Source organism: Pseudomonas sp. RL_5y_Pfl2_69 (assembly GCF_963970465.1).
Classification (GTDB): Bacteria; Pseudomonadota; Gammaproteobacteria; order Pseudomonadales; family Pseudomonadaceae; genus Aquipseudomonas.
The window spans coordinates 87,461-108,609 of record NZ_CAXAOU010000017.1 but is presented as its reverse complement, the minus strand read 5'-3'; the positions used below and the strand labels follow the sequence as shown (position 1 = coordinate 108,609).

Genomic DNA, 21,149 nt, shown 5'->3' with positions numbered 1-21,149 from the left:
CCGTCGTAAAGCCTGCCAACTCGGCCTTTCAGATGAACCGGGCTATCAGGATTTACGATCGCTTCGCAATCGGACGCAGCCTTCGGCAGCTGCTACGACATAGGGTTGGCAATCAATCCCGTGGAGTCTGCTCGGCCAGTGCCACGGCCCGGAACATGGCGCGACGCTTGTTCAGCGTCTCTTCCCACTCAAGGGCCGGGACCGAGTCAGCGACAATGCCGCCGCCAGCCTGCACGTGCAGTTCACCGTTCTTGATCACAGCCGTGCGGATGGCGATTGCCGTGTCCATATTGCCGTTCCAGGCGAAATAACCGACCGCGCCGCCATACACACCACGCTTGACCGGTTCCAGCTCGTCGATGATTTCCATCGCACGGATTTTAGGCGCGCCGGACAACGTGCCCGCCGGCAGAATTGCACGCAGTGCATCCATCGCCGTCAGCCCGCTTTTCAGCTGGCCTGTCACGTTGGACACAATGTGCATCACGTTGGAGTAACGCTCGATCACCATTTTTTCGGTGAGCTTGACCGAGCCGATTTCAGAGACACGGCCCGTGTCGTTACGCCCCAGGTCGATCAGCATCAAGTGCTCGGCGATTTCCTTGTCATCACTGAGCAGGTCCTCTTCGAGCGCCAGATCGGCCTCTTCGGTGGCACCACGAGGGCGGGTTCCGGCAATCGGGCGCACGGTAATCAGGTTGTCTTCAACCCGCACCAGCACTTCTGGCGAGCTGCCCACGACGTGGAAGTCGCCAAAGTTGAAGAAGTACATGTAAGGCGTCGGGTTGAAGCAACGCAGCGCGCGATACAAATCGATCGGCGCAGCCTTGAAGTCGATGGACATGCGCTGCGACGGCACCACTTGCATGCAATCGCCTGCGAGGATGTAGTCCTTGATCGTGTCGACGGCTTTCTCGTAGTCGTTCTGAGTGAAGCTGGAACGGAACACCGGATCAGCCGCTTGCTGTGCCGTGAAGTCCAGGCCACGACGCGGGGTAATCGGCTGACGCAGCTGTTCAAGCAGGGCCTCGAGCCGGGCCTGACCTTCTTCATAAGCATCAGGCTGCGCCGGATCGACCAGCACGATCGCGTGCATCTTGCCGGCCAGGTTATCGAAGACCACCACGGCGTCAGACACCATCAGCAGGATATCCGGCACGCCCAGTGGATCAGGGTTCGGGCATTTGCCCAGACGCTTCTCCACATAACGCACGCAGTCATAACCGAAATACCCCACCAGGCCACCGTTGAAGCGCGGCAAACCGGCAATGGTAGGCACGTTGTAACGGGCCTTGAATTCTTCAACGAACGTCAGCGGATCTTGCGCTTCGCAGGCTTCAATCTCGACACCGTCATGGGTCACGCTGATCTGGTGATCATGCACCCGCAGCACCGTGCGGCATGGCAAGCCAATGATCGAATAACGACCCCACTTTTCGCCGCCCTGCACCGACTCCAGCAAATAGGAGTTGGGCTTATCGGCCAGCTTCAGGTAGATCGACAGCGGCGTGTCGAAATCAGCCAGGGTTTCGCGTGCAAGGGGGATACGGTTGTAGCCGGCAGCGGCCAAACGCAGGAATTCTTCGCGGATCATGAGGTGCCTCGTGGTCTGAGGGTAAAACGGTCAGGTATGCAAACGTGCCGACTATGCGGCCAGATTCAAGTCAGGCGCGCCAACGCCAACGGGCCAGGGCCTTGATAACTTTCATCCAGAGTTTGCGAGTGACCACCACGATAGAATCTCTTCGAGAGGGGGAAACAGAATTGCCCAACGTTATCTCAGGCGCAGAATCTAAGCAACCGGCTATCAGTTCTTGCAGGTTGCCAATCACCATATCCGGTGACTCTTCTTCAATCGGACGACCGTGGTTGTAGCCGTAGCTCAACGCGACGCAACGAACGCCGGCAGCCTTGGCCGCCAGTACGTCATTGCGTGAGTCGCCGACAAACATCGACTGGGCCGGGGTGGCGCCAGCCATTTTCATCACGAACAACAGCGCGGCCGGGTCAGGTTTTTTCTGTGGCAGGGTGTCGCCACCGATAATCCAGCGAAAAAACCGCCCCAGCTTCAGCTCATCGAGCAAGGGCGCGACAAAGCGCTCGGGCTTGTTGGTGATCAGGGCCATTTCAACGCCCTGCTTTTGCAGCCACTTGAGGCTTTCGCGTACACCGGGATAGACCTTGGTGTGTTCATGGCCGCCGTCGTAGGCCTCCATGAAAATCTCCAGTGCCTGCTCGGCCTGCGCGTCATCAACACCGCTGCCGTCCATATTGCCGGCCAGGGCACGGCGCACCAGCATCGGCGCACCATTACCGATCCACAACCGCACGTTTTCAATCCCGGCGGGTGGTCGACCCAGCTTGAGCAGCATGGTCTCCACGGCCTCTGCCAAATCCGGTACCGAGTCAATCAGGGTGCCATCCAGATCGAACATCACCAATTTTGGCAGCTGGCCCTGAAGTAGCTGCTCAAAGCGGCTCATGGGCGGGCCAACGCAAGCTCGGCACGCATTTTCTGAATGACTTCTTCGTAGTTTGGCGTGTTGAAAATGGCGGAACCGGCGACAAAGGTGTCGGCACCGGCTTCAGCGATTTCACGGATATTGCCAACGTTCACGCCGCCGTCGATTTCCAGGCGAATCTCGCGGCCGGATGCATCGATCAGCGCGCGGGCTTCACGCAGCTTGTTCAGGGTGCCGGGGATGAATTTTTGCCCGCCAAAGCCTGGGTTGACGCTCATCAGCAAGATCATGTCGACCTTGTCCATCACGTACTTGAGCACATCCAGCGGCGTTGCCGGGTTGAATACCAGACCTGCCTTGCAGCCGCCTTCGCGGATCAGTTGCAGGGAGCGGTCGATGTGCTGGGTCGCTTCGGGGTGGAACGTGATGTAAGTGGCGCCGGCTTCGATAAAGTCGCCGATGATCCGGTCAACCGGGCTGACCATCAGATGCGCATCGATAGGGGCAGTGACGCCGTACTTGCGCAGGGCGGAGCAGACCATCGGGCCGATGGTCAGGTTGGGTACGTAATGATTGTCCATGACATCGAAGTGAACGATATCAGCACCCGCGGCGAGTACGTTGTCCACTTCTTCGCCAAGGCGGGCGAAATCGGCGGAAAGAATCGATGGGGCAATAGCGAAGGGCTGCATGACGCACCTTTTAGTGGGCTAAACACGGTGGCGCGCATTGTATACCGCTGGCTATGTGCCGCACACCGCCTTACGGTCGCTTCGCGACCGATCGCAGCCTTCGGCAGCGACTACAAAGACACACATAATCTGTAGTCGCTGCCGAAGGCTGCGAAAAGGACCCAAGCACTTTTCTGCAATATTTTGCGAATAAAGGATCAAGCCACTCCCTCGTTAGCCATCTAGGTTAAACAAATACCCACTGCGTCGAGGGCAAAGGAATGCCACGAGTATTTACCAGCAACCAACTGCTAAAAGGCCGCTACTCCGAACCCGGCCGCGTCTATCTGCTCACCACCGTTACTGAACAAAGACGTCCGGTTTTTTGCGACTTCCATCTGGGGCGCCTGTTGGTGAATCAACTCAGGCAAGCTCATGACGAAGGCATCGTCAGGTCCATAGCCTGGGTGGTCATGCCCGACCACTGCCACTGGCTCTTAGAGCTACGCCGTAAAACCTTGGGCGAGTTGATGTGCCGCTTCAAATCACGCAGCAGCGTAACGGTCAATCAGGCATGTCAATCCAGCGGACGGCTCTGGCAAAAGGGTTATCACGACAGGGCAGTCAGGCAAGAAGAGGACATAAAAAACATAGCCCGCTACATCATCAAAAAACCGATCCGCGCCCAATTGACCACGCGGATCGGTGATTACCCCTTGTGGGATGCTTGCTGGTTCTAGGCTTGTGCCGTGCGTAGCTTCTCGCTACGCCCGCGTAACCATTCAAGCGTAAGCAACAACACCACCGAAAACGCAATCAGCAAGGTCGCAGCCGCTGCAATGGTAGGGCTGAGGTTTTCGCGGATGCCGCTGAACATCTGCCGTGGCAAGGTCGCCTGTTCAGGGCCAGCCAGAAACAGGGTGACCACTACTTCATCAAACGATGTTGCAAAGGCAAACAACGCTCCCGAAATCACCCCCGGGGCAATGAGTGGCAATGTCACTCGGCGAAAGGCCGTCAACGGTGAGGCTCCCAGGCTGGCAGCCGCCCGAACCAGATTGTGGTTGAAGCCCTGCAATGTCGCCGACACGGTAATGATCACAAACGGCACACCCAAGACCGCATGCACCACGATCAGCGAGATGTAGCTGTTACCCAGTCCCAGCGGCGCAAAAAACAGGTAACTGGCCACACCAATGATCACCACCGGCACCACCATCGGCGAAATCACCAGGGCCATCACCAGTGCCTTGCCCGGAAAGTCACTTCGGGTCAGGCCGATCGCCGCCAGCGTGCCGAATACCATCGCCAGTACGGTCGCCAACGGGGCCACGATCACGCTGTTTTTCAGGGCACGCATCCACTCCGCTGAGGCGAAGAAATCCTGATACCAGTGCAGCGAAAAACCCTGCAACGGATACACCAGGAAACTGCCCGAGTTGAACGACAACGGAATAATCACCAGCACCGGTAAAATCAGGAACAACAGAATCAGCCCGCAAAGAATGCGCAAGCTGTAGAACCAGACCCGCTCAACGGGTGACATATAGGGGCTCAGCATGGCGCTCTCCTTAACTCAAACGCAGGCGGCTGGCGCCTACCAGCCAGTTGTACATCAGGTACAGCACGACGGTAGCCAGCAATAACAAGCCACCCAATGCTGTCGCCATGCCCCAGTTGATGCTGGTGTTGGTGTAGAACGCCACGAAGTAGCTGACCATCTGGTCGTTCGGGCTGCCGAGCAAGGCCGGGGTGATGTAGTAGCCAATAGCAATGATGAACACCAGCAAGCAACCTGCTCCTATACCGGCGTAGGTCTGTGGGAAGTACACCCGCCAGAAGCTCGCAAACGGATGACAACCCAGCGAGATGGCTGCACGCATATAGGTAGGCGATATGCCTTTCATCACGCTGTAGATTGGCAGGATCATGAACGGCAACAGAATGTGCACCATCGCGATGTAAACCCCGGTGCGGTTAAACACCAGCTCCAGCGGCTTGTCGATCAGGCCCATGCTGAGCAACGCGCTGTTGATCAGACCACCTGACTGCAGCAACACAATCCAGGACGCGACCCGCACCAGCACCGAGGTCCAGAACGGCAACAGCACCAGAATCATCAACAGGTTGCTTTGCCGTGTTGGCAAGTTGGCCAGCAAATACGCCAACGGGTAGGCCAGCACCAGACAAATACAGGTGATCACAAAGCCCATCCAGAAGGTACGGGCGAAGATGTCCAGGTAGATCGACTGATCGGGAGTGGCCTGGGCGATTTCACCCAGATCATCGATGCGGTGATCGACCGCCGCCAGCAGATAAAACGCAGTCACACTGGAGCTGTTGCGCTTGATCGCCTGCCAGTACGCCGGGTCGCCCCAACGTTCATCAATCACTTCCATCGCATCTTTGTAAGACTCAGGGGCCGCCTTGAATGGCAGCGCCTTGGCGGTTTTCATCAACAGGCTGCGATAGCCGGCCAATTCCATATTCAGACGCTTGGACAAATCGCCCAAGACTTGATTCTTGCGGGCTTCGGCCAAGTCTTCACTCAGGGCCTTGTACACAGGCTCGGCGGGCAAGCCCTTGCCATCCCAGCTCTCCACGGCAACCACCGTGCGCGGCAAACCTTCGACCACCTCCGGGTTACCGACACTTTTGTAGAGCAATGCCGCAATCGGTACCAGAAACACCAGCAGCAAAAAGATCACCAAGGGGGCAATCAGCGCCTGCGCCTTCCAGCGGTTGATCCGCTCGGCATGCGCCAGGCGCTTCTTCAAGGTGGGGCTGGAGACCTCGTTCAGGGGAACGGCGACGGCCATGGCGAACTCCGAAAAACTTTAAACGATGGCAGTGCGACCCAATGGATCGCACCGCATGTCAGCGCTGCTTACTTGGCAGCCCAGGCGTTGAAACGCTGTTCCAGTTGCTCGCCGTTGTCAGCCCAGAAGCTGACATCGATCTGCACCTGGTTGGCGATGTTTTGCGGGGCTGTAGGCATGTCGGCCTGAACCTCTTTAGGCAGCAATGGCATCGCCTCCTTGTTGGCCGGGCCGTAAGCGATGTTTTGCGAATAGACGCTTTGCTGTTGTGGCAACAGGGTGAACGCCATGAACTTCTTCGCCGCGTCCGCCTTGGCTTTGCCCAGGCCTTTAGGGATGGCCCATGCATCAAAATCGTAGATGCCGCCGTTCCACACGATTTTCAGATTGCTTTCTTTTTGCACGGCAGCGATTCGACCGTTGTAGGCCGAACTCATCACCACATCACCAGAGGCCAGGTATTGAGGCGGCTGTGCGCCCGCTTCCCACCACTGAATGCTCGGCTTGAGCTCATCGAGCTTTTTAAAGGCACGGTTCTGACCGTCCTTGCTCGCCAGCACGGTGTACACATCCTTGGGCGCGACGCCATCAGCCATCAACGCGAATTCCAGGGTGTACTTGGCGCCTTTGCGCAGCCCGCGTTTACCCGGGAAGGTCTTGGTGTCCCAGAAATCCGCCCAGCTGGTTGGCGCGGTTTTCAGTTTGTCGGCGTTGTAGGCCAGAACGGTGGACCACACAAAGAAGCCCGCCCCACAGGACTGAATCGCGCCTTTGACGTATTGATCAGGATTGCCGAACAGCGCCGGGTCCAGGGGTTCGAACATGTCCTCGTCGCAACCGCGGGACAGCTCCGGAGATTCCACTTCTACCAGATCCCAGGAGATGCTTTTGGTGTCGACCATGGCCTTGATCTTGGCCATTTCACCGTTGTATTCCCCGGCGATGATCTTGCCGTCGCCCTTGGCTTCCCAAGGGGCGTAAAACGCTTTGACCTGGGCGGCCTTGTTTGCGCCGCCAAACGACACCACGGTCAGATCGGTTGCGGCCAGTGCATTGGCCGCAAACATCAGGCCCAGACTTAAGGCCGTGAACTTGAAGGATGTATGCATTGTTATTCTCCACTGTGCAGGGTTGGTGAAGCCGGGGCGATCAATTCGCCTCTAAGAGAGGGTCCAGCGCACGTACATGTTCGACCTGCCAGCCCAGCGGCACGACATCGCCGACGGCCAGGGTGGGGTCCAGCTCGGCAATCGGCTGTTTCACAAAGAAATCGTTCATGCCGCAGACCTCCAGGCGCACCCGGACGTGGTCGCCCAGGTAGATAAACTCCTCAACCCGACCCGAGAACCGATTGGTGCACGACTCGCTGGAACCATTGAGGCTGATACGTTCAGGGCGAATCGACAGGGTGACCGGATCACCTGTACGACCGACATTCACCGCCAGTGCCTGGACTTTCTCGCCCCGGCTCAGCTCGACTACGCAGCGATCGCCGTCCTGGCTGAGCAGGCGGCCATTGAGGCGGTTGTTCTCGCCGATAAAGTTGGCAACAAAAGTGTTTTTTGGCTCTTCATAGAGCATGCGCGGTGGGGCGATTTGCTGGATTTCACCTTGGTGAAACACGGCAACGCGGTCGGACATGGTCAGCGCTTCACCCTGATCATGGGTCACGTAGACCACGGTCACGCCCAGGCGTTGGTGCAGGTGTTTGATTTCCATCTGCATGTGTTCGCGCAGTTGCTTGTCCAAAGCCCCCAAAGGTTCGTCCATCAGCACCAGCTGCGGCTCGAACACCAGCGCACGGGCCAGCGCCACACGCTGTTGCTGGCCGCCAGACAGCTGGGCCGGGTAGCGCTGGGCGAAGGCGTCGAGCTGAACCATGCTCAGCACCCGCTTGACCCGCTCACTGATATCGGTTCGGTTCAGCCCGCGTACCGACAGGGGGAAGCCGAGGTTTTCGGCCACGGTCATGTGCGGGAACAGCGCATAGTTTTGAAACACCATGCCGATGTCGCGCTTGTGCGGCGGCACGTTATTGATCGAACGCCCGGCCAGCAAAATCTCACCGGCGGTTGGCGTTTCGAAACCGGCCAACATCATCAGGCTGGTGGTTTTGCCCGAACCGGAAGGCCCGAGCAAGGTCAGGAACTCGCCTTTGCGAATCTCCAGATTGAGATCTTTGACGATCAGGTTTTCACCGTCGTAGCTCTTTTGCACGCCACGAAAGCTGACCAGAATCTCATCCGCCCCAGCGCTTGCACCGACCTCACTCATAACCACACCTTTTGTTTTGGACTGCCGTAGCCCAAGACTAAAGAAGCGGCTACCCCACAGAAATCGGGGGGCGAGAGAGATTCACATCAGGAGGCTGGAAGGCTTTGGGTAGGGATTGCCCTACAGAGATGTCGTAAACGGAACGGTTAGGCGCGGCAAACCCTGCAACATGGCACAGGGGTGGCCAATCAGGGTCGTAAACAGACATGTTCGATGGTTGTGGGAGCGGGAGCGGGCTTGCTCGCGATTCAGGCGCTACGGTCTGTCAGGGAAATCGCGGGGAAGCCATCGCGAGCAAGCCCGCTTCCAAAAGAGAATGTTGGACGTCAGACCAGCTTGTGCTCCATCGCGTATTTCACCAGCTCGGCCAGCGACGTGACGTTGAGCTTTTGCATCAGGCGCGCCTTGTGGGTGCTGATGGTCTTGCTGCTCAGCGCCAGCTGCTGGGCAATGTCATTGACGTTAACGCCCTGGGCCAGGCGCTTGAACACCGAAAATTCACGCTCGGACAGCAAGGCATGCAAAGGGCGCGAATCGGTCAGGCCCACTTCAAACACCATGCGGTCAGCCAGGTCCGGGTCGATATAGCGCCCCCCTGCCGCCACTTTGCGGATCGCCATCAGCAATAGCGCCGGGTCGCTGTCTTTGGTGGCATAACCCGCCGCCCCAAACTTCAGCGCCCGCGCCGCCATTTGCGCTTCATCGTGCATCGACAACACCAGAATTGCCGGTGGATTGTTCAAGGCCCGAATACGCGGTATCGCCTCAAGGCCATTGACCCCGGGCATGGAGATGTCCAGCAGCACGACTTCGCACGGCACATGACGCAAGGTTTCCAGCAACTGTTCCCCATTGCTGGCCTCACCCACCACCAGCAGGTCTTTGGCCAGGCCGATCAATTGCTTGATCCCTTCACGCACAATGGTGTGGTCTTCCGCTACCAGTACACGAATCACGGGCAATTCCTCATCAACTTTTATCAACCAAAGGCACGCGTACAATCAGGGTCGTCCCCTCCCCCGGAACACTGTGCAGAGACAAGGTTCCGCCCAGCATCAAGACCCGCTCACGCATCCCCACGACGCCGAAGGACGTCGGCCTGCCAGTATCAGGCACAAAGCCTTGCCCATCATCGCTGATGTTCAGGCACAGCTCCTTGCCTTCCACACTCAAGGTCAGCTCAACCGTGTGCGCGTGAGCATGGCGCATCACATTGGTCAGCGCTTCTTGCAAGATACGAAACAAGCCCACTTCCTTGGCCGCTCCAAGCGGCGGCAAGTGCTCCGGCACCTGCACCAGACACGGGATGTGCGTGCGCGCCTCGAAGCGCCTGGCCTGCCACTCGATGGCCGAACTGATACCTGCATCCAGAATCGGCGGGCGCAGTGACGTGGCCACATCGCGCACCAACTGAAAGAGCTGGGCAATCAGCCTTTTCATGCTGTTGAGCCGCTCATTCAACCCCGGATCAAGCTGCGCGTAAGCCAGCTCGCACATCGAGGTTTCCAGTTTGAGCACCGTCAACATCTGCCCCAGCTCATCATGAACCTCACGGGCGATGCGCGCTTTCTCTTCTTCGCGCACACTTTCGAGGTGCGCCGACAATTCACGCAACTGACCGCGGGAACTGTCCAGCTCAAGTTCAATGCGCTTGCTTTCGCTGATATCCCAGACAATGCCGTCCCACACTACGGTGCCATCATCCAGGCGACGGGTTATCGCCTTGATTTCGGCCCAACGCTGCTGCCCCTGACGGGTCAATATCCGACCCTGCCATGACCAGTCACTGTCGCTGTCGAGCGCCATGTCCTGCACACGATGGTAGTCAGCCCTATCATCAGGATGCACCAGGCTGCGCAGGCCTACCTCGCGCAGGCGCAGTGTTGCCGGAGAAAAACCGGCAAGGCTTTCACTGCCCTCACTGATATAGGGGAAATCCAGTTCACCCGTCAGCAACGAACGCTCCAGACGAAAGACCAGCCCCGGTACGTTGGCAGCAATGCCCTGCAAGCGCGCATCACTTTCTTGCAAGGCGGCCTGCACCCGGTGCCGCTCAGTGATGTCATTGAGGTACACGACCAAGTACTCCGACGTCTGAAAGCGCAGAAAGCTCAAGGTCACATCGGCGGGAAACTCACTGCCATCGGCCCGCACGCAGAGGGTTTCACTGCGGTGAACACCCTCTTTGTGATTGCGCGCACGCCGCCACATATTCAGCCAACGGTCCATGTTCAGACCCGGTTCAAAATCGCTTAACGGTCGATCCAGCACGGCACCCGGCTGATAGCCGAGCATGTCTTCAGCCGCTCGATTGGCATAGCGCACGTGGCTGTCCCAATTGACCCACAAGATACCCACCGGGCTTTGGTCGATTGAGAACTGGCTCAAGCGCAGCGCCTGGGCGCTGGCCGTACGCACGACAAGATCTTCGCGGGCGCTGAGTAACGCGCGCTCCAGGGCCGTTTGCTGGCGACGCTGCCACACCACAATCGCCATGCTGGCCAGCAACAACGCACCCATCAGTAAACTCAGGTTCTGCCAAAAGCCGGGCGATGGCCCAAGGTGCGGATACTTGGGCTGCAGCCAGCGGCTGTGCAGTTGCTCCATGTCCCGTGCCGGGATCGCATGCAGCCCGCGCTCAACGATACCGGCCAACTGGGGCCAGTCGCGGCGCGTCGCAACCCGCAACAGCTGGGGCAAGCCGACATCACCCACCACGGCCAGCTCCGCGAACTCCGGCTCGACCGACAAACGACTGAGCTGGGCTTCATCGATAACGGCATAAGTCGCTTGCTGACTGAGCAGCAGTTGCAGAGCCTGACGCTCCAGAGGCACACCTTGAAGGTTGAGGCCGGGGTAACTGCTGCGCAAAAAATCGGCCGTGGCGCTGGGCATGCGTACCGCGACCCGGGTCTGGCTGTCGACCCGCTCCAGGTCCACGGAACCGGTGCCATTACGTGTGCCCACCAACAACTGCGGCACACGCATGTAAGGATCGGAAAACTGCCACAAACGCAAACCGGCCGGGGTCTGGGTCAAGCCGGGCACAAGATCGATTTCTCCGGCGCGGGCAGCTTGCTCCAGTTGCGCCAGGTCCTGATAGTTACGCCATATCAGCTCAACATCCAGCGCCTGGGCCAGCCACTTCATCAGCTCGACGTTGGCGCCCGAAAGCTGCTGTAACCGTTGATCAAACTTGGCATAGGGCGCCTGCAAGACAAGCCCTACCCGAAGTTCCTTGTGCTGGGCCAGCCACTCGCGCTGATCCGCCGACAATTGGGCCGCAGGCACAGGCGCCGCATTGCCCATTAAGGGCAGCCATAACCAGCCGATAACCCACAGATAGCAAAAACGTCTCATCTAAACGCTCACACCCTGACAAATACTGATCAACCCATTACGCTGCCGGGACTACTTCTGGCCTGGAATCACTGATGTTTTCTTATCGTCTGGTACTACCGGCCTTGTACATGTCGCTGCTGTTGCCACTCGCCTCGCCAGTGTTTGCAACAGAAGCCGAGGCCGATGCCCAGCCCAAACCTGCCGTGCGTGAACCGCTGCCCGAGCGCAGCCAGGAAGACGCAGCGGCCCTTGAGCGACAGGTTCCGCAACACGAACAGCAACAGCTTCAAGCCCCAGGGGACAGCTTTCTTGCCCTCTGGAAACCCGCCAACAGCACCGCCCCTCAAGGTGCGGTGATCATCATTCCCGGGGCCGGTGAAACCGCCGACTGGCCGCTGGTTGTCGGCCCTCTGCGCAACAAGCTGCCGGACGCCAACTGGGCCAGCCTGAGCCTGAGCTTGCCGGACATGCAAAGCGAAGCCAGTCAGGCACGGGAAGTCGAACCAGAAAAAACTCCTACGACATTAGCGACAGACAGTAGCAGCAAAGCAGCCAGCACCACAGCCAAACCCATCGAGCAGGCGGCCAGTGCAGGCACCGAAAGTCCGGAGCCCGAGAGCATTGAAACCGTTGATGCTTTGAGCGAAGCGGATGCCGAGCGCATCTTTGCCCGCATCGACGCGGCCATCTCCTTTGCCCAGAAACAAAACATGCGCAGTATTGTTTTGCTCGGCCACGGCTCAGGCGCCTACTGGGCATCGCGCTATATCAGCGCAAAGCACCCGGCCCAGATTCAGAAACTGGTCATGATTTCTGCGCACAAACCCGCCCAGGCAAAATCAGAGCTGAGCCAACTGACTCCCGCCCTCGACGTGGCACTGCTGGATATTTTCTACAAGGACCAGCCACTTGCCCGCGAAGCCGCCTTGCAACGATTGCAGGCAAGCAAGCGAGCCAACGGTTCGAATTTCAAGCAGGTAGGATTGTTCGCCATCCCGGGGAATCGGGATGGCGAACAGGAGCAACTGTTTCGTCGTGTTCGCGGCTGGCTCAGCCCCCAGCCTGTGGACAAGTAAGCGCCGTTAAAAACCGTGCTGTTCACGGATAAAGGCGTAGGCCTGATGCAGCTCACGGGTTTTTTCCGTGGCCTCTCGTACCTGCAGCGTACTGGCACCTGTGCCAGCAACCTTGTCCGGATGGTGACGGCTGAGCAATCGTCGATAGGCACGTTTGATCTGCGCAGGATCACTGGTAGCCGTAACCCCAAGCAAGGTCAGCGATTGCTGATAAGTCCCGCCGCGAGTCGCCACCGGCTTTTTAGGGGCGTCATATTCGCCCCCCAGTGCCAGAACCTGTTGCCGTGTCCAGCCCAGCCAGCTCCCCCAGCGCGTGATCAACTCACGCTCCTGGGGGGCAACGCGGCCATCAGCCAGTATCATCCGCCAGCAGGCGCGCAACACACCTTCTGCCGCATGGGGCTGAGCTTTAAGACGCCGCAGGTAGCCGCGCAACGAATCATTACCTGACTTGCCGCGATTGAACGCCGCAATGGCACGCTTCTGGGCTGCGGGCTCCATGTCGAGCTGACGCATTTCAAGCCGCGCCTGCTCGATGTGCCTGTCCACGACTCGCCCTCCACTTTTCGCCAGTCGACCGAGCAGCACAAATAACAGCTCATCGTTGCGCAACACCGGCCGGGCACCCAGGCGCTCAAGCAAATGCGCCCAACTGTGCAGCTGCAAGCGCCGGTCCAGCGCTTGCCCCAATAAAGCCCCGAGCATGGCCCCCGGAATGCTGGCTATAAAAAACCCCACTCCGGCTCCAACGAGAGTCCCTGGCCACAGCATTTTAGCGGGAACCCTCAATCAGCGACTCGACCTCGGCCAGACGTTCATGGGTGCCCACATCGACCCAGTGCCCGAGCAAACGCTCACCCGTTACTTGCCCTGCAACCATCGCCTTGCGCAACAGCGGCGCCAGCTTGAAAGCACCTGCCGTGCATTCCCTGAACAACTCCGGGTGGAGCACGGCAATACCGCTGTAGGTCAACGTATCGCTACCTGACACACCATCTTCAACCTGCTTGCCGTTCAGGCAGAAATCACCGGTGGGGTGATGCGCCGGGTTATCCACCAATACCAGGTGGGCCAGCCCCGTCAGCGGTTGACGCAAGGCGCCAAAGTCGTAATCGGTCCAGATATCACCGTTCACCACCGCAAAAGGCTCAGCACCCAACAATGGCAACGCCTTGAAAATCCCGCCACCTGTTTCAAGTGGCTCGCCCTCAGGGGAGTAACGGATGCTGACGCCAAAGCGCGAACCGTCCCCCAGGTGATCTTCAATTTGCTGGCCCAGCCAAGCGTGATTGATCACGATCTCGGTAAACCCCGCCGCCGCCAGTGCCCGCAGGTGGTACTCGATAAGTGGCACACCGCCAGCGCAAATCAATGGCTTTGGTGTGTGCAGGGTCAGTGGCCGCAAGCGCTCGCCCTTGCCGGCAGCCAGAATCATCGCTTTCATGCATCGGCCTCGCTGACGAGTCCAAGGCTGGCGAACAGCTCACCCAACTCGGCCAACTCAGGACGCCGCGCCAACACGCCTTCTATATAAGAGAAGAAGCGCGGCACATCGGCCAGGTAGCGCGGTTTGCCATCACGGTGACAAATGCGGGCAAAAATGCCGATCACTTTCAAGTGCCGCTGCACACCCATCAGGTCGCTGGCGCGCAGGAACTCTTCAAAGTTCGATTGCACCGGGATGCCCAGGGGCAATGCCAGCTTCCAGTAATCCTGCAGCCAGGCACGCACGCGCTCTTCGGGCCAACTCAGAAAGGCGTCCTTGAACAGGCAGGTGATGTCATACGTCACCGGGCCATACACGGCGTCCTGAAAATCCAGCACACCGGGATTGGGAATACTGAGCATCAGGTTGCGTGGCATAAAGTCGCGGTGCACCAGCACCTTGGGCTGTGCCAGCGCACTGTCGATCAGCAGTGTGCTGACCCGTTGCCAGGCAGCCAGTTGCTGTTCATTGAAGTCAACACCCAGGTGAGCCCGTACGTACCACTCGGGGAACAGCTCAAGCTCGCGGCGCAACAAGGCCACGTCATAGCTGGGCAACGGCTCGACCATCGGCAGTTGCTGAAACGCCAGCAAGGCTTCGATCGCATCCTTGAACAGCTCATCGGCATTGGTGCTGTTAATCACGTCGAGAAAGGTTTTATTGCCCAGATCGTTGAGCAAAAGAAAGCCGCGATCGAGGTCCTGGGCATAAACTTTCGGTACGTTTATCTGGCAAGTACGCAACAAATCGGCAATATCGACGAAAGGTTTGCAGTTTTCCTGGGGCGGCGGCGCATCCATGACGACAAAACTGCGACCCTCGCCTTCCCAGCGAAAATAGCGTCTGAAACTCGCATCGCTACTGGCAGCAGTCAGCGTGGCCGGGGGCACAGCACCCCACCCCTCATTCGCGAACAAGGTTGCCAACTGCTCATCCAGCCAAACTTTCAGGTGTTGCAAGCGTACATCTTGGTCAGGCATTACAAGGGTCTCCGACGGTGCTAGCCGTCAAGCGGGTCATGCTTTATTATCCAGAATCTTTTCCAGACCATCGATAGGCGTGCGGTCCCCCACCGCGGGCTGATGGCACGCAGGAAGCCCGGACTAATAAGATGGCATTGAAATCCCCCGCGTTTCGTAAAAAATTTCCGTTGCTGGTAACCGGCAGTTTGCTGGCCATGCAACCTCTAGCCACGCCGTTCGCGTTTGCCGAGGAGCAGTATGACTGTTCCGTGTCGGCTTCGGGTGGCTGGGATTGCGCACCAAAAAACAGCGTGGCGCAACTGCCACCGCGTCCGGCCCATGCCGACGGGTCTGTAGGTGCAAGCGGTGAAACCAGCGAGCAGGTCAAGCAGGCCCCGCTGGTGACTGAGGCCAAAGGCCGTGCGCTAAAAGCGCGCAGTGACGACTACAGCCATCTCGACTGGGTGCCACGTGACAAACTGACCGCAGCGCAACTGGCCGAAACCGGTCCGTACTGCGCCGGTTCGTACGTAGAGCCCATCCGTCCGGGCATGAACGACACGACCAGCAAAAGCGATTCCCCGACCTTTATCGGCGCCAAGGCCTCCCGCTATCAGCAGGAAGAGCAGGTCGCGACCCTGGCCGGTGACGTCGTAATGCGTCAGGGCAGCATGCAGATCGAAGCCGACGAAGCCAGCCTGTATCAGGCTGAAAGCCGTGGCGAGCTCACTGGCAAGGTTCGCCTGCGCGACAACGGGGCCCTGATCGTCGGCGACCACGCCGATGTTCAACTGGACACGGGTGCGGCCAAGGTCGACAACGCCGAATACGTGCTGCACAAGTCGCGCATTCGCGGCAGTGCGCTGTACGCCAAGCGTGCCGAAGACTCGATCATCCGCCTCAAGGATGGTACGTACACCACGTGCGAACCCAGCAGCAACGCCTGGCAACTCAAGGGCAACAACATCACGTTGAACCCGGCTACCGGCTTCGGTACGGCGACCAACGTGACGCTGCGGGTCAAGGACATTCCGGTGTTCTACACCCCGTACATCTACTTCCCGATCGACGATCGTCGTCAGTCCGGTTTCCTGCCGCCTTCCTTCAGCAGCAGCTCCGACACCGGCTTCATGCTCGTGACCCCGTACTACTTCAACCTGGCACCCAACTACGATGCCACGTTGTACCCGCGCTACATGACCAAGCGCGGCTTGTTGATGGAAGGCGAGTTCCGTTACCTGACCGAGTCCAGCGAAGGCCAGTTCGGTGCCGCGTACCTCAACGACGATAACGACGACCGCAAGCGCCAGACCGACTACACCGACAAGCGCTACATGCTCAACTGGCAGCACAAGGGTGGCCTCGATTCCCGCGTACTGACCGAAGTCGACTACACCAAGATCAGCGACCCGTATTACTTCCAGGACCTGGAAAGTGATCAGATCGGCGTTGAAAGCCGTGACTACCTGAACCAGCAAGGTGCCGTCAGCTACCGTGGCGACAGCTATACCGCCAGGCTGAACGCACAGGCCTATCAACTGGCTACTGTTACTCAGATCACGCCTTACAACATGCTGCCGCAGCTGACCCTCAATGGTGCACTGCCACAGCAACCGGGCGGCCTGAACATCGCCTACAACACCGAGCTGGTTCGATTCGATCGCAGCCTCGAAAACGGCAGTTACACCAACGAAGATGGCACGGTAGATCCTCGCCTCGACAACAACGTAACGGGTCTGGCTCGAGCCAACGGTACGCGCATGAACCTGGCCCCGAGTGTCAGCCTGCCGCTGAACTGGAGCTACGGCTACCTCACGCCGTCCCTCAAGTACATGTACACCCAGTACGACCTGGATCTGGATGGTACCGGCAAGACCCAATTGACCACTGCAGGTGGAAAATTCGACAGCTCGGTTAGCCGCAACGTGCCAATCGCCAGCGTCGACAGCGGGCTGTACTTCGACCGCAACACCAACTGGTTCGGCACCAACTACCGCCAGACCCTGGAGCCGCGTGCGTTCTATCTGTATGTCCCTGAGCGCAATCAGGACAACATCCCGATTTTCGACACCAGCGAAAGCACCTTCAGCTATTCCTCGCTGTGGCGTGACAACCGCTTCACCGGTACTGACCGCGTCGGTGACGAGAACAAGCTGTCGTTGGGTCTGACCAGCCGCCTGATCGAAGACAACGGTTTTGAACGTCAACGCATCAGCGTGGGCCAGGCCTACTACTTCAAGGACCGCAAGGTTCAGTTGCCGGGCATCGATGCCGACCGTGCAGACGCAACCTCCAATGTGTCACCGTATGCACTGGAGTACGCCTATCGCTTCAACCGCGACTGGCGTGCAACTGCCGACTACAACTGGGATCCGGAAAGCCACAGCCCGCGTTCAGGCAGTGCGATGATGCACTACCAGCCTGAAGACAACCCGAACAAGGTGGTCAACATCGGCTATCGCTATCGCAACGACCAGGTTCGCTACGACCAGTACACCGGTAAGTGGACTGTGGGCGGCGGCGATTACCTGTCTCCAGGGCAGCCGGGCTACATCAAGGATTACTACAAAATCCAGCAGCACGATTTCTCGGTTATCTGGCCGATCGTGCCTCAATGGAATGCCATCAGCCGCTGGCAGTACGACTACAACCGCAACCGTACCCTGGAAGCCTTCGGTGGCTTCGAATACGACAACTGCTGCTGGAAGCTTCGTCTGATCAGCCGTTATTGGGTATCCAACGACGAGTACACCCAAGCAGCCCCTCAAAATGAGAAGGGCGACCATGGTCTCTTCCTCCAAGTTGTGCTGAAAGGTCTCGGTGGCGTTGTTGGCACCAAAGTAGAGAGCTTCCTCGACAAAGGCATCCAAGGTTATCGTGAACGTGAAGATCAAGCTTTCTGAGTGTCTGCGCCCGCTAATGCTGGGCGCGTTGTTCCTGGGTACTGCAGCCAGCGCTGCGGTACAACCCCTGGATAAAGTGGTGGCCATTGTCGATAACGACGTGATCATGCAGAGCCAACTGGATCAGCGCGTCCACGAAGTTCAGCAAACCATCGCCAAACGTGGGCAGGGTGTTCCCCCTGCCAGCGTTCTGGACCAGCAGGTGCTTGAACGCCTGATCGTCGAAAACCTGCAACTGCAGATCGGCGAGCGTTCAGGCATCCGTATCACGGATGAAGAACTGAACCAGGCCATCGGCACCATTGCCCAGCGCAATAACATGACCATCGAACAGTTCCGTCAGGCTCTGGCCCGCGACGGCCTGTCTTATGAAGATGCCCGCGAGCAGGTACGTCGCGAGATGATCATCAGCCGTGTGCGTCAACGTCGTGTGGCTGAGCGCATCCAGGTCACGGATCAGGAAGTGAAAAACTTCCTGGCTTCGGATCTGGGCAAAATGCAGATGTCCGAAGAGTACAACCTGGCCAACATCCTGATTCCAACGCCTGAAAGCGCGAGTTCAGATGCCATCCAGAACGCCGCCAAGCAAGCCGAAGATGTCTACAACAAGCTCAAGCAAGGCGCGGACTTCGGGCAAATGGCTATCGCTCGCTCCGGCAGCGACACGGCACTGGAAGGCGGCGACATGGGCTGGCGTAAAGCAGCTCAACTGCCACCTCCTTTTGACCGCATGCTCAGCGAGATGCCTGTGGGTGACGTTACACCGCCAGTGCGTACGCCTGGCGGCTTCATCATTCTCAAGCTGAATGCAAAACGCGGCGGCGAGACAGTGGTTGTGGACGAAGTGCATGTTCGCCACATCCTGATCAAGCCAAGCGAAATTCGCAGCGAAGCGGCCACCAAGGCGTTGGCAGAGAAACTTTACGAGCGCATCAGCGCCGGCGAAGACTTTGCAGAATTGGCTAAAAACTACTCCGAAGACCCGGGTTCCGCTCTTAACGGCGGTGATCTGAACTGGGTTGATCCCAACTCGCTGGTACCCGAGTTCCGCGAAGCAATGGCCGACACACCACAAGGCGTGCTGTCCAAACCCTTCAAAAGCCAATACGGCTGGCATGTACTGGAAGTCCTTGGCCGTCGCGCCACTGACAGCACCACCCAGGCACGCGAGCAACAGGCAATGAACGCTTTGCGTAACCGCAAGTACGACGAAGAGCTGCAATCCTGGCTGCGTCAGATCCGCGACGAAGCCTACGTTGAAATCAAGCTGCCAGGCGCAACCGGAACTGACAGCGCAGATCAGGCCGCGCAGTGAAAGCACAGCGCTTTGCCCTGACACCCGGTGAACCGGCAGGCATAGGTCCAGACCTGTGCCTGCTGCTCGCCTCGCAGCAACAGCCACACCCCCTGATTGCCATCACCAGCCGCGACCTGCTCCTTGAGCGGGCCGCGCAGCTCGGTGTGGCTGTCAGCCTGCTGCCTGTAGGGCCTGGCAACTGGCCCGAACAACCGGCGCCTGCAGGCAGTTTGTACGTGTGGGATACCCCCCTGAATGCCACCGTCACCGCTGGCACGCTGGACAAGGCCAACGCAGTCTTTGTACTGCAAACCCTGACCCGCGCCGCCCAAGGCTGCCTGAGTGGCGACTTTGCAGGAATGATCACCGCCCCCGTGCACAAAGGCGTGATCAACGAAGCGGGCATTCCGTTTTCTGGCCATACCGAATTCCTCGCTGACCTGACTCATACCGAGCAAGTGGTAATGATGCTTGCCACTCGCGGACTGCGCGTAGCTCTGGTCACGACTCACCTGCCACTTCGTCAGGTCAGCGATGCAATCACCCCCGAGCGACTGATGCGGGTTACCCGTATCCTGCACGCCGACCTGCAACAAAAATTCGGCATTGCCCAACCGCGTATCCTGGTCTGCGGGCTAAACCCCCATGCCGGTGAAGGCGGGCACTTGGGCCATGAAGAAATCGACATCATCGAACCAACCCTGGAGCGCCTGCGCAGCGAGGGCATGGACCTGCGTGGCCCGCTGCCTGCCGACACTCTGTTTACCCCCAAATATCTGGAACACTGCGACGCAGTGCTGGCGATGTACCACGACCAAGGCCTGCCCGTACTCAAGTACAAAGGGTTTGGTGCCGCAGTCAACATCACCCTGGGCTTACCGATTATCCGCACCTCTGTCGACCACGGTACCGCCCTGGATCTGGCAGGTAGCGGCAAAATCGACACCGGCAGCCTGCAAGTCGCCCTGGAAACCGCCTACCAGATGGCCGAGACCCGTATATGAACGAGCAATACCAACACAAGGCGCGCAAGCGCTTTGGCCAGAACTTCCTGCACGATGCAGGCGTTATTGACCGTATCCTGCGCGCCATCCACGCCAAGGCTGACGATCGCCTGCTGGAAATCGGCCCGGGCCAGGGCGCCCTGACCGAAGGCATTCTCAACAGCGGTGGTCAACTTGACGTCGTGGAACTCGACAAAGACCTGATCCCGATTCTTAATCGGCAGTTCGCAGGGATGAGCAACTTCACCCTGCACCAGGGTGACGCGCTGAAGTTCGACTTCAAAAGCCTCAACGCTGCACCCCGTACTCTGCGAGTGGTCGGCAACCTGCCGTACAACATCTCCACACCGCTGATTTTTCACCTGCTGAAAAATGCCGACCTGATCCGCGACATGCACTTCATGCTGCAAAAAGAAGTGGTTGAACGCATGGCCGCCGGTCCTGGTGGTGGCGACTGGGGTCGTCTTTCGATCATGGTCCAGTACCACTGCCGCGTCGAACACCTGTTCAACGTAGGCCCGGGTGCATTCAATCCGCCGCCAAAAGTTGATTCGGCAATTGTCCGACTGGTGCCGCACGAAGTGCTGCCACATCCAGCCAAGGACCATCGACTGCTTGAACGCGTGGTTCGTGAAGCGTTCAACCAGCGTCGTAAAACCCTGCGCAACACCCTCAAAGCCTTGCTCAGCAACGATGAAATCGAAGCCGCTGGCGTTGATGGCAGCAAACGTCCGGAGCAACTCGACCTTGCCGCCTTTGTGCGCCTGGCCGACAAGCTCAGCGAACAGCCTGTCGTAGCGCCCTCTGCCGACTGATTGCCGAGAAAAACGGGTACTGGGCCGGACGCAACGTC

General features: G+C 58.6%; 17 protein-coding genes and 2 pseudogenes. 7 read left to right on the top strand and 12 right to left on the bottom strand.

Annotated features, from left to right (window positions below; all coding sequences use genetic code 11):
* Window positions 1–112: 112 nt before the first annotated feature.
* The 3 genes from trpE to rpe all read right to left on the bottom strand — a co-directional run bounded on the left by trpE (window position 113) and on the right by rpe (window position 3,154).
* On the bottom strand, window positions 113–1,594 hold the full coding sequence (gene trpE / locus AACY07_RS23235; protein ID WP_133075323.1) for an anthranilate synthase component I: 1,482 nt from the start codon (window positions 1,592–1,594) through the stop codon (window positions 113–115).
* Between the two features lie 70 nt (window positions 1,595–1,664).
* On the bottom strand, window positions 1,665–2,483 hold the full coding sequence (locus tag AACY07_RS23230; RefSeq protein WP_133075322.1) for a phosphoglycolate phosphatase: 819 nt from the start codon (window positions 2,481–2,483) through the stop codon (window positions 1,665–1,667).
* On the bottom strand, window positions 2,480–3,154 hold the full coding sequence (gene rpe, locus AACY07_RS23225) for a ribulose-phosphate 3-epimerase (RefSeq protein ID WP_133075321.1): 675 nt from the start codon (window positions 3,152–3,154) through the stop codon (window positions 2,480–2,482). Before rpe ends, AACY07_RS23230 begins: the two co-directional genes overlap by 4 nt.
* A 260-nt stretch (window positions 3,155–3,414) precedes the next feature.
* On the opposite strand from rpe, the gene AACY07_RS23220 reads away from it, so the two are divergent.
* Window positions 3,415–3,873, top strand: a complete 459-nt coding sequence (locus tag AACY07_RS23220) for an REP-associated tyrosine transposase (protein WP_339478016.1) — start codon at window positions 3,415–3,417, stop codon at window positions 3,871–3,873.
* Here the strand turns inward: AACY07_RS23220 and AACY07_RS23215 are convergent.
* The 6 genes from AACY07_RS23215 to AACY07_RS23190 form a co-directional block, all read right to left on the bottom strand.
* Window positions 3,870–4,694: an ABC transporter permease gene (locus AACY07_RS23215; protein ID WP_133075319.1), complete on the bottom strand. Its 825-nt coding sequence runs from the start codon at window positions 4,692–4,694 to the stop codon at window positions 3,870–3,872. The two genes, AACY07_RS23220 and AACY07_RS23215, sit on opposite strands and share 4 nt — an antisense overlap.
* A gap of 10 nt (window positions 4,695–4,704) precedes the next feature.
* The gene (locus AACY07_RS23210; protein WP_133075318.1) at window positions 4,705–5,952 is read right to left on the bottom strand and encodes an ABC transporter permease; all 1,248 of its coding nucleotides are present in this window, start codon (window positions 5,950–5,952) and stop codon (window positions 4,705–4,707) included.
* 68 nt (window positions 5,953–6,020) lie between these two features.
* Complete coding sequence (locus AACY07_RS23205) at window positions 6,021–7,061, bottom strand: ABC transporter substrate-binding protein (protein ID WP_133075317.1); 1,041 nt, start codon at window positions 7,059–7,061, stop codon at window positions 6,021–6,023.
* A 40-nt stretch (window positions 7,062–7,101) separates the two neighbouring features.
* Window positions 7,102–8,226, bottom strand: coding sequence for an ABC transporter ATP-binding protein (locus AACY07_RS23200; protein WP_339478012.1), 1,125 nt, complete (start codon window positions 8,224–8,226; stop codon window positions 7,102–7,104).
* A 326-nt stretch (window positions 8,227–8,552) separates the two neighbouring features.
* Complete coding sequence (locus tag AACY07_RS23195; protein WP_339478009.1) at window positions 8,553–9,182, bottom strand: response regulator transcription factor; 630 nt, start codon at window positions 9,180–9,182, stop codon at window positions 8,553–8,555.
* Between the two features lie 13 nt (window positions 9,183–9,195).
* Window positions 9,196–11,586, bottom strand: a complete 2,391-nt coding sequence (locus tag AACY07_RS23190; RefSeq protein ID WP_339478007.1) for a PAS domain-containing sensor histidine kinase — start codon at window positions 11,584–11,586, stop codon at window positions 9,196–9,198.
* A gap of 74 nt (window positions 11,587–11,660) precedes the next feature.
* Between AACY07_RS23190 and AACY07_RS23185 the strand changes: the two genes are divergently transcribed.
* Window positions 11,661–12,644 (top strand): alpha/beta hydrolase family protein, encoded by a 984-nt coding sequence (locus tag AACY07_RS23185; protein WP_339478005.1) that lies wholly within the window; start codon window positions 11,661–11,663, stop codon window positions 12,642–12,644.
* Between the two features lie 6 nt (window positions 12,645–12,650).
* Here the strand turns inward: AACY07_RS23185 and AACY07_RS23180 are convergent, their stop codons facing one another.
* Genes AACY07_RS23180 through AACY07_RS23170 form a run of 3 tightly spaced genes read right to left on the bottom strand, consistent with a single transcriptional unit; the run spans window position 12,651 to window position 15,110 of the window.
* Window positions 12,651–13,415 carry a TerB family tellurite resistance protein gene (locus tag AACY07_RS23180; RefSeq protein WP_339478003.1) on the bottom strand — a complete coding sequence of 255 codons (765 nt, stop codon included), beginning with the start codon at window positions 13,413–13,415 and terminating at the stop codon, window positions 12,651–12,653.
* A 1-nt stretch (window position 13,416) separates the two neighbouring features.
* Window positions 13,417–14,088, bottom strand: a complete 672-nt coding sequence (gene murU / locus AACY07_RS23175; protein ID WP_339478001.1) for an N-acetylmuramate alpha-1-phosphate uridylyltransferase MurU — start codon at window positions 14,086–14,088, stop codon at window positions 13,417–13,419.
* Window positions 14,085–15,110, bottom strand: a complete 1,026-nt coding sequence (locus tag AACY07_RS23170) for an aminoglycoside phosphotransferase family protein (protein WP_133075312.1) — start codon at window positions 15,108–15,110, stop codon at window positions 14,085–14,087. The genes murU and AACY07_RS23170 overlap by 4 nt, the downstream gene beginning before the upstream one ends.
* Before the next feature lie 131 nt (window positions 15,111–15,241).
* Between AACY07_RS23170 and AACY07_RS24355 the strand changes: the two are divergent.
* From AACY07_RS24355 to rsmA, 5 genes and pseudogenes are all read left to right on the top strand, one after another.
* Window positions 15,242–15,434, top strand: a pseudogene (locus tag AACY07_RS24355) (hypothetical protein); the annotation flags it as partial.
* Window positions 15,435–15,487: 53 nt separating this feature from the next.
* Window positions 15,488–17,995: pseudogene (locus tag AACY07_RS23165) on the top strand (LPS-assembly protein LptD); the annotation flags it as partial.
* The gene (gene surA / locus AACY07_RS23160; protein WP_133075310.1) at window positions 17,976–19,310 is read left to right on the top strand and encodes a peptidylprolyl isomerase SurA; all 1,335 of its coding nucleotides are present in this window, start codon (window positions 17,976–17,978) and stop codon (window positions 19,308–19,310) included. The pseudogene AACY07_RS23165 and the gene surA, both read left to right, overlap by 20 nt.
* A complete protein-coding gene (gene pdxA / locus AACY07_RS23155) occupies window positions 19,307–20,296 on the top strand; it encodes a 4-hydroxythreonine-4-phosphate dehydrogenase PdxA (RefSeq protein WP_339477997.1) in 990 nt (329 codons plus the stop codon). The genes surA and pdxA overlap by 4 nt, the downstream gene beginning before the upstream one ends.
* Window positions 20,293–21,111: a 16S rRNA (adenine(1518)-N(6)/adenine(1519)-N(6))-dimethyltransferase RsmA gene (rsmA, locus tag AACY07_RS23150; RefSeq protein ID WP_219262876.1), complete on the top strand. Its 819-nt coding sequence runs from the start codon at window positions 20,293–20,295 to the stop codon at window positions 21,109–21,111. The genes pdxA and rsmA overlap by 4 nt, the downstream gene beginning before the upstream one ends.
* Window positions 21,112–21,149: the final 38 nt, after the last annotated feature.

Bases quoted from the DNA above. Each gene is read 5' to 3' on its own strand.
- murU (WP_339478001.1), bottom strand. From the start codon at position 14,088: ATGAAAGCGATGATTCTGGCTGCCGGCAAGGGCGAGCGCTTGCGGCCA.
- rpe (WP_133075321.1), bottom strand. From the start codon at position 3,154: ATGCAGCCCTTCGCTATTGCCCCATCGATTCTTTCCGCCGATTTCGCC.
- rsmA (WP_219262876.1), top strand. From the start codon at position 20,293: ATGAACGAGCAATACCAACACAAGGCGCGCAAGCGCTTTGGCCAGAAC.
- AACY07_RS23230 (WP_133075322.1), bottom strand. From the start codon at position 2,483: ATGAGCCGCTTTGAGCAGCTACTTCAGGGCCAGCTGCCAAAATTGGTG.
- trpE (WP_133075323.1), bottom strand. From the start codon at position 1,594: ATGATCCGCGAAGAATTCCTGCGTTTGGCCGCTGCCGGCTACAACCGT.
- AACY07_RS23200 (WP_339478012.1), bottom strand. From the start codon at position 8,226: ATGAGTGAGGTCGGTGCAAGCGCTGGGGCGGATGAGATTCTGGTCAGC.
- AACY07_RS23210 (WP_133075318.1), bottom strand. From the start codon at position 5,952: ATGGCCGTCGCCGTTCCCCTGAACGAGGTCTCCAGCCCCACCTTGAAG.
- AACY07_RS23185 (WP_339478005.1), top strand. From the start codon at position 11,661: ATGTTTTCTTATCGTCTGGTACTACCGGCCTTGTACATGTCGCTGCTG.
- AACY07_RS23220 (WP_339478016.1), top strand. From the start codon at position 3,415: ATGCCACGAGTATTTACCAGCAACCAACTGCTAAAAGGCCGCTACTCC.
- AACY07_RS23215 (WP_133075319.1), bottom strand. From the start codon at position 4,694: ATGCTGAGCCCCTATATGTCACCCGTTGAGCGGGTCTGGTTCTACAGC.
- AACY07_RS23180 (WP_339478003.1), bottom strand. From the start codon at position 13,415: ATGCTGTGGCCAGGGACTCTCGTTGGAGCCGGAGTGGGGTTTTTTATA.
- AACY07_RS23205 (WP_133075317.1), bottom strand. From the start codon at position 7,061: ATGCATACATCCTTCAAGTTCACGGCCTTAAGTCTGGGCCTGATGTTT.
- AACY07_RS23170 (WP_133075312.1), bottom strand. From the start codon at position 15,110: ATGCCTGACCAAGATGTACGCTTGCAACACCTGAAAGTTTGGCTGGAT.
- AACY07_RS23190 (WP_339478007.1), bottom strand. From the start codon at position 11,586: ATGAGACGTTTTTGCTATCTGTGGGTTATCGGCTGGTTATGGCTGCCC.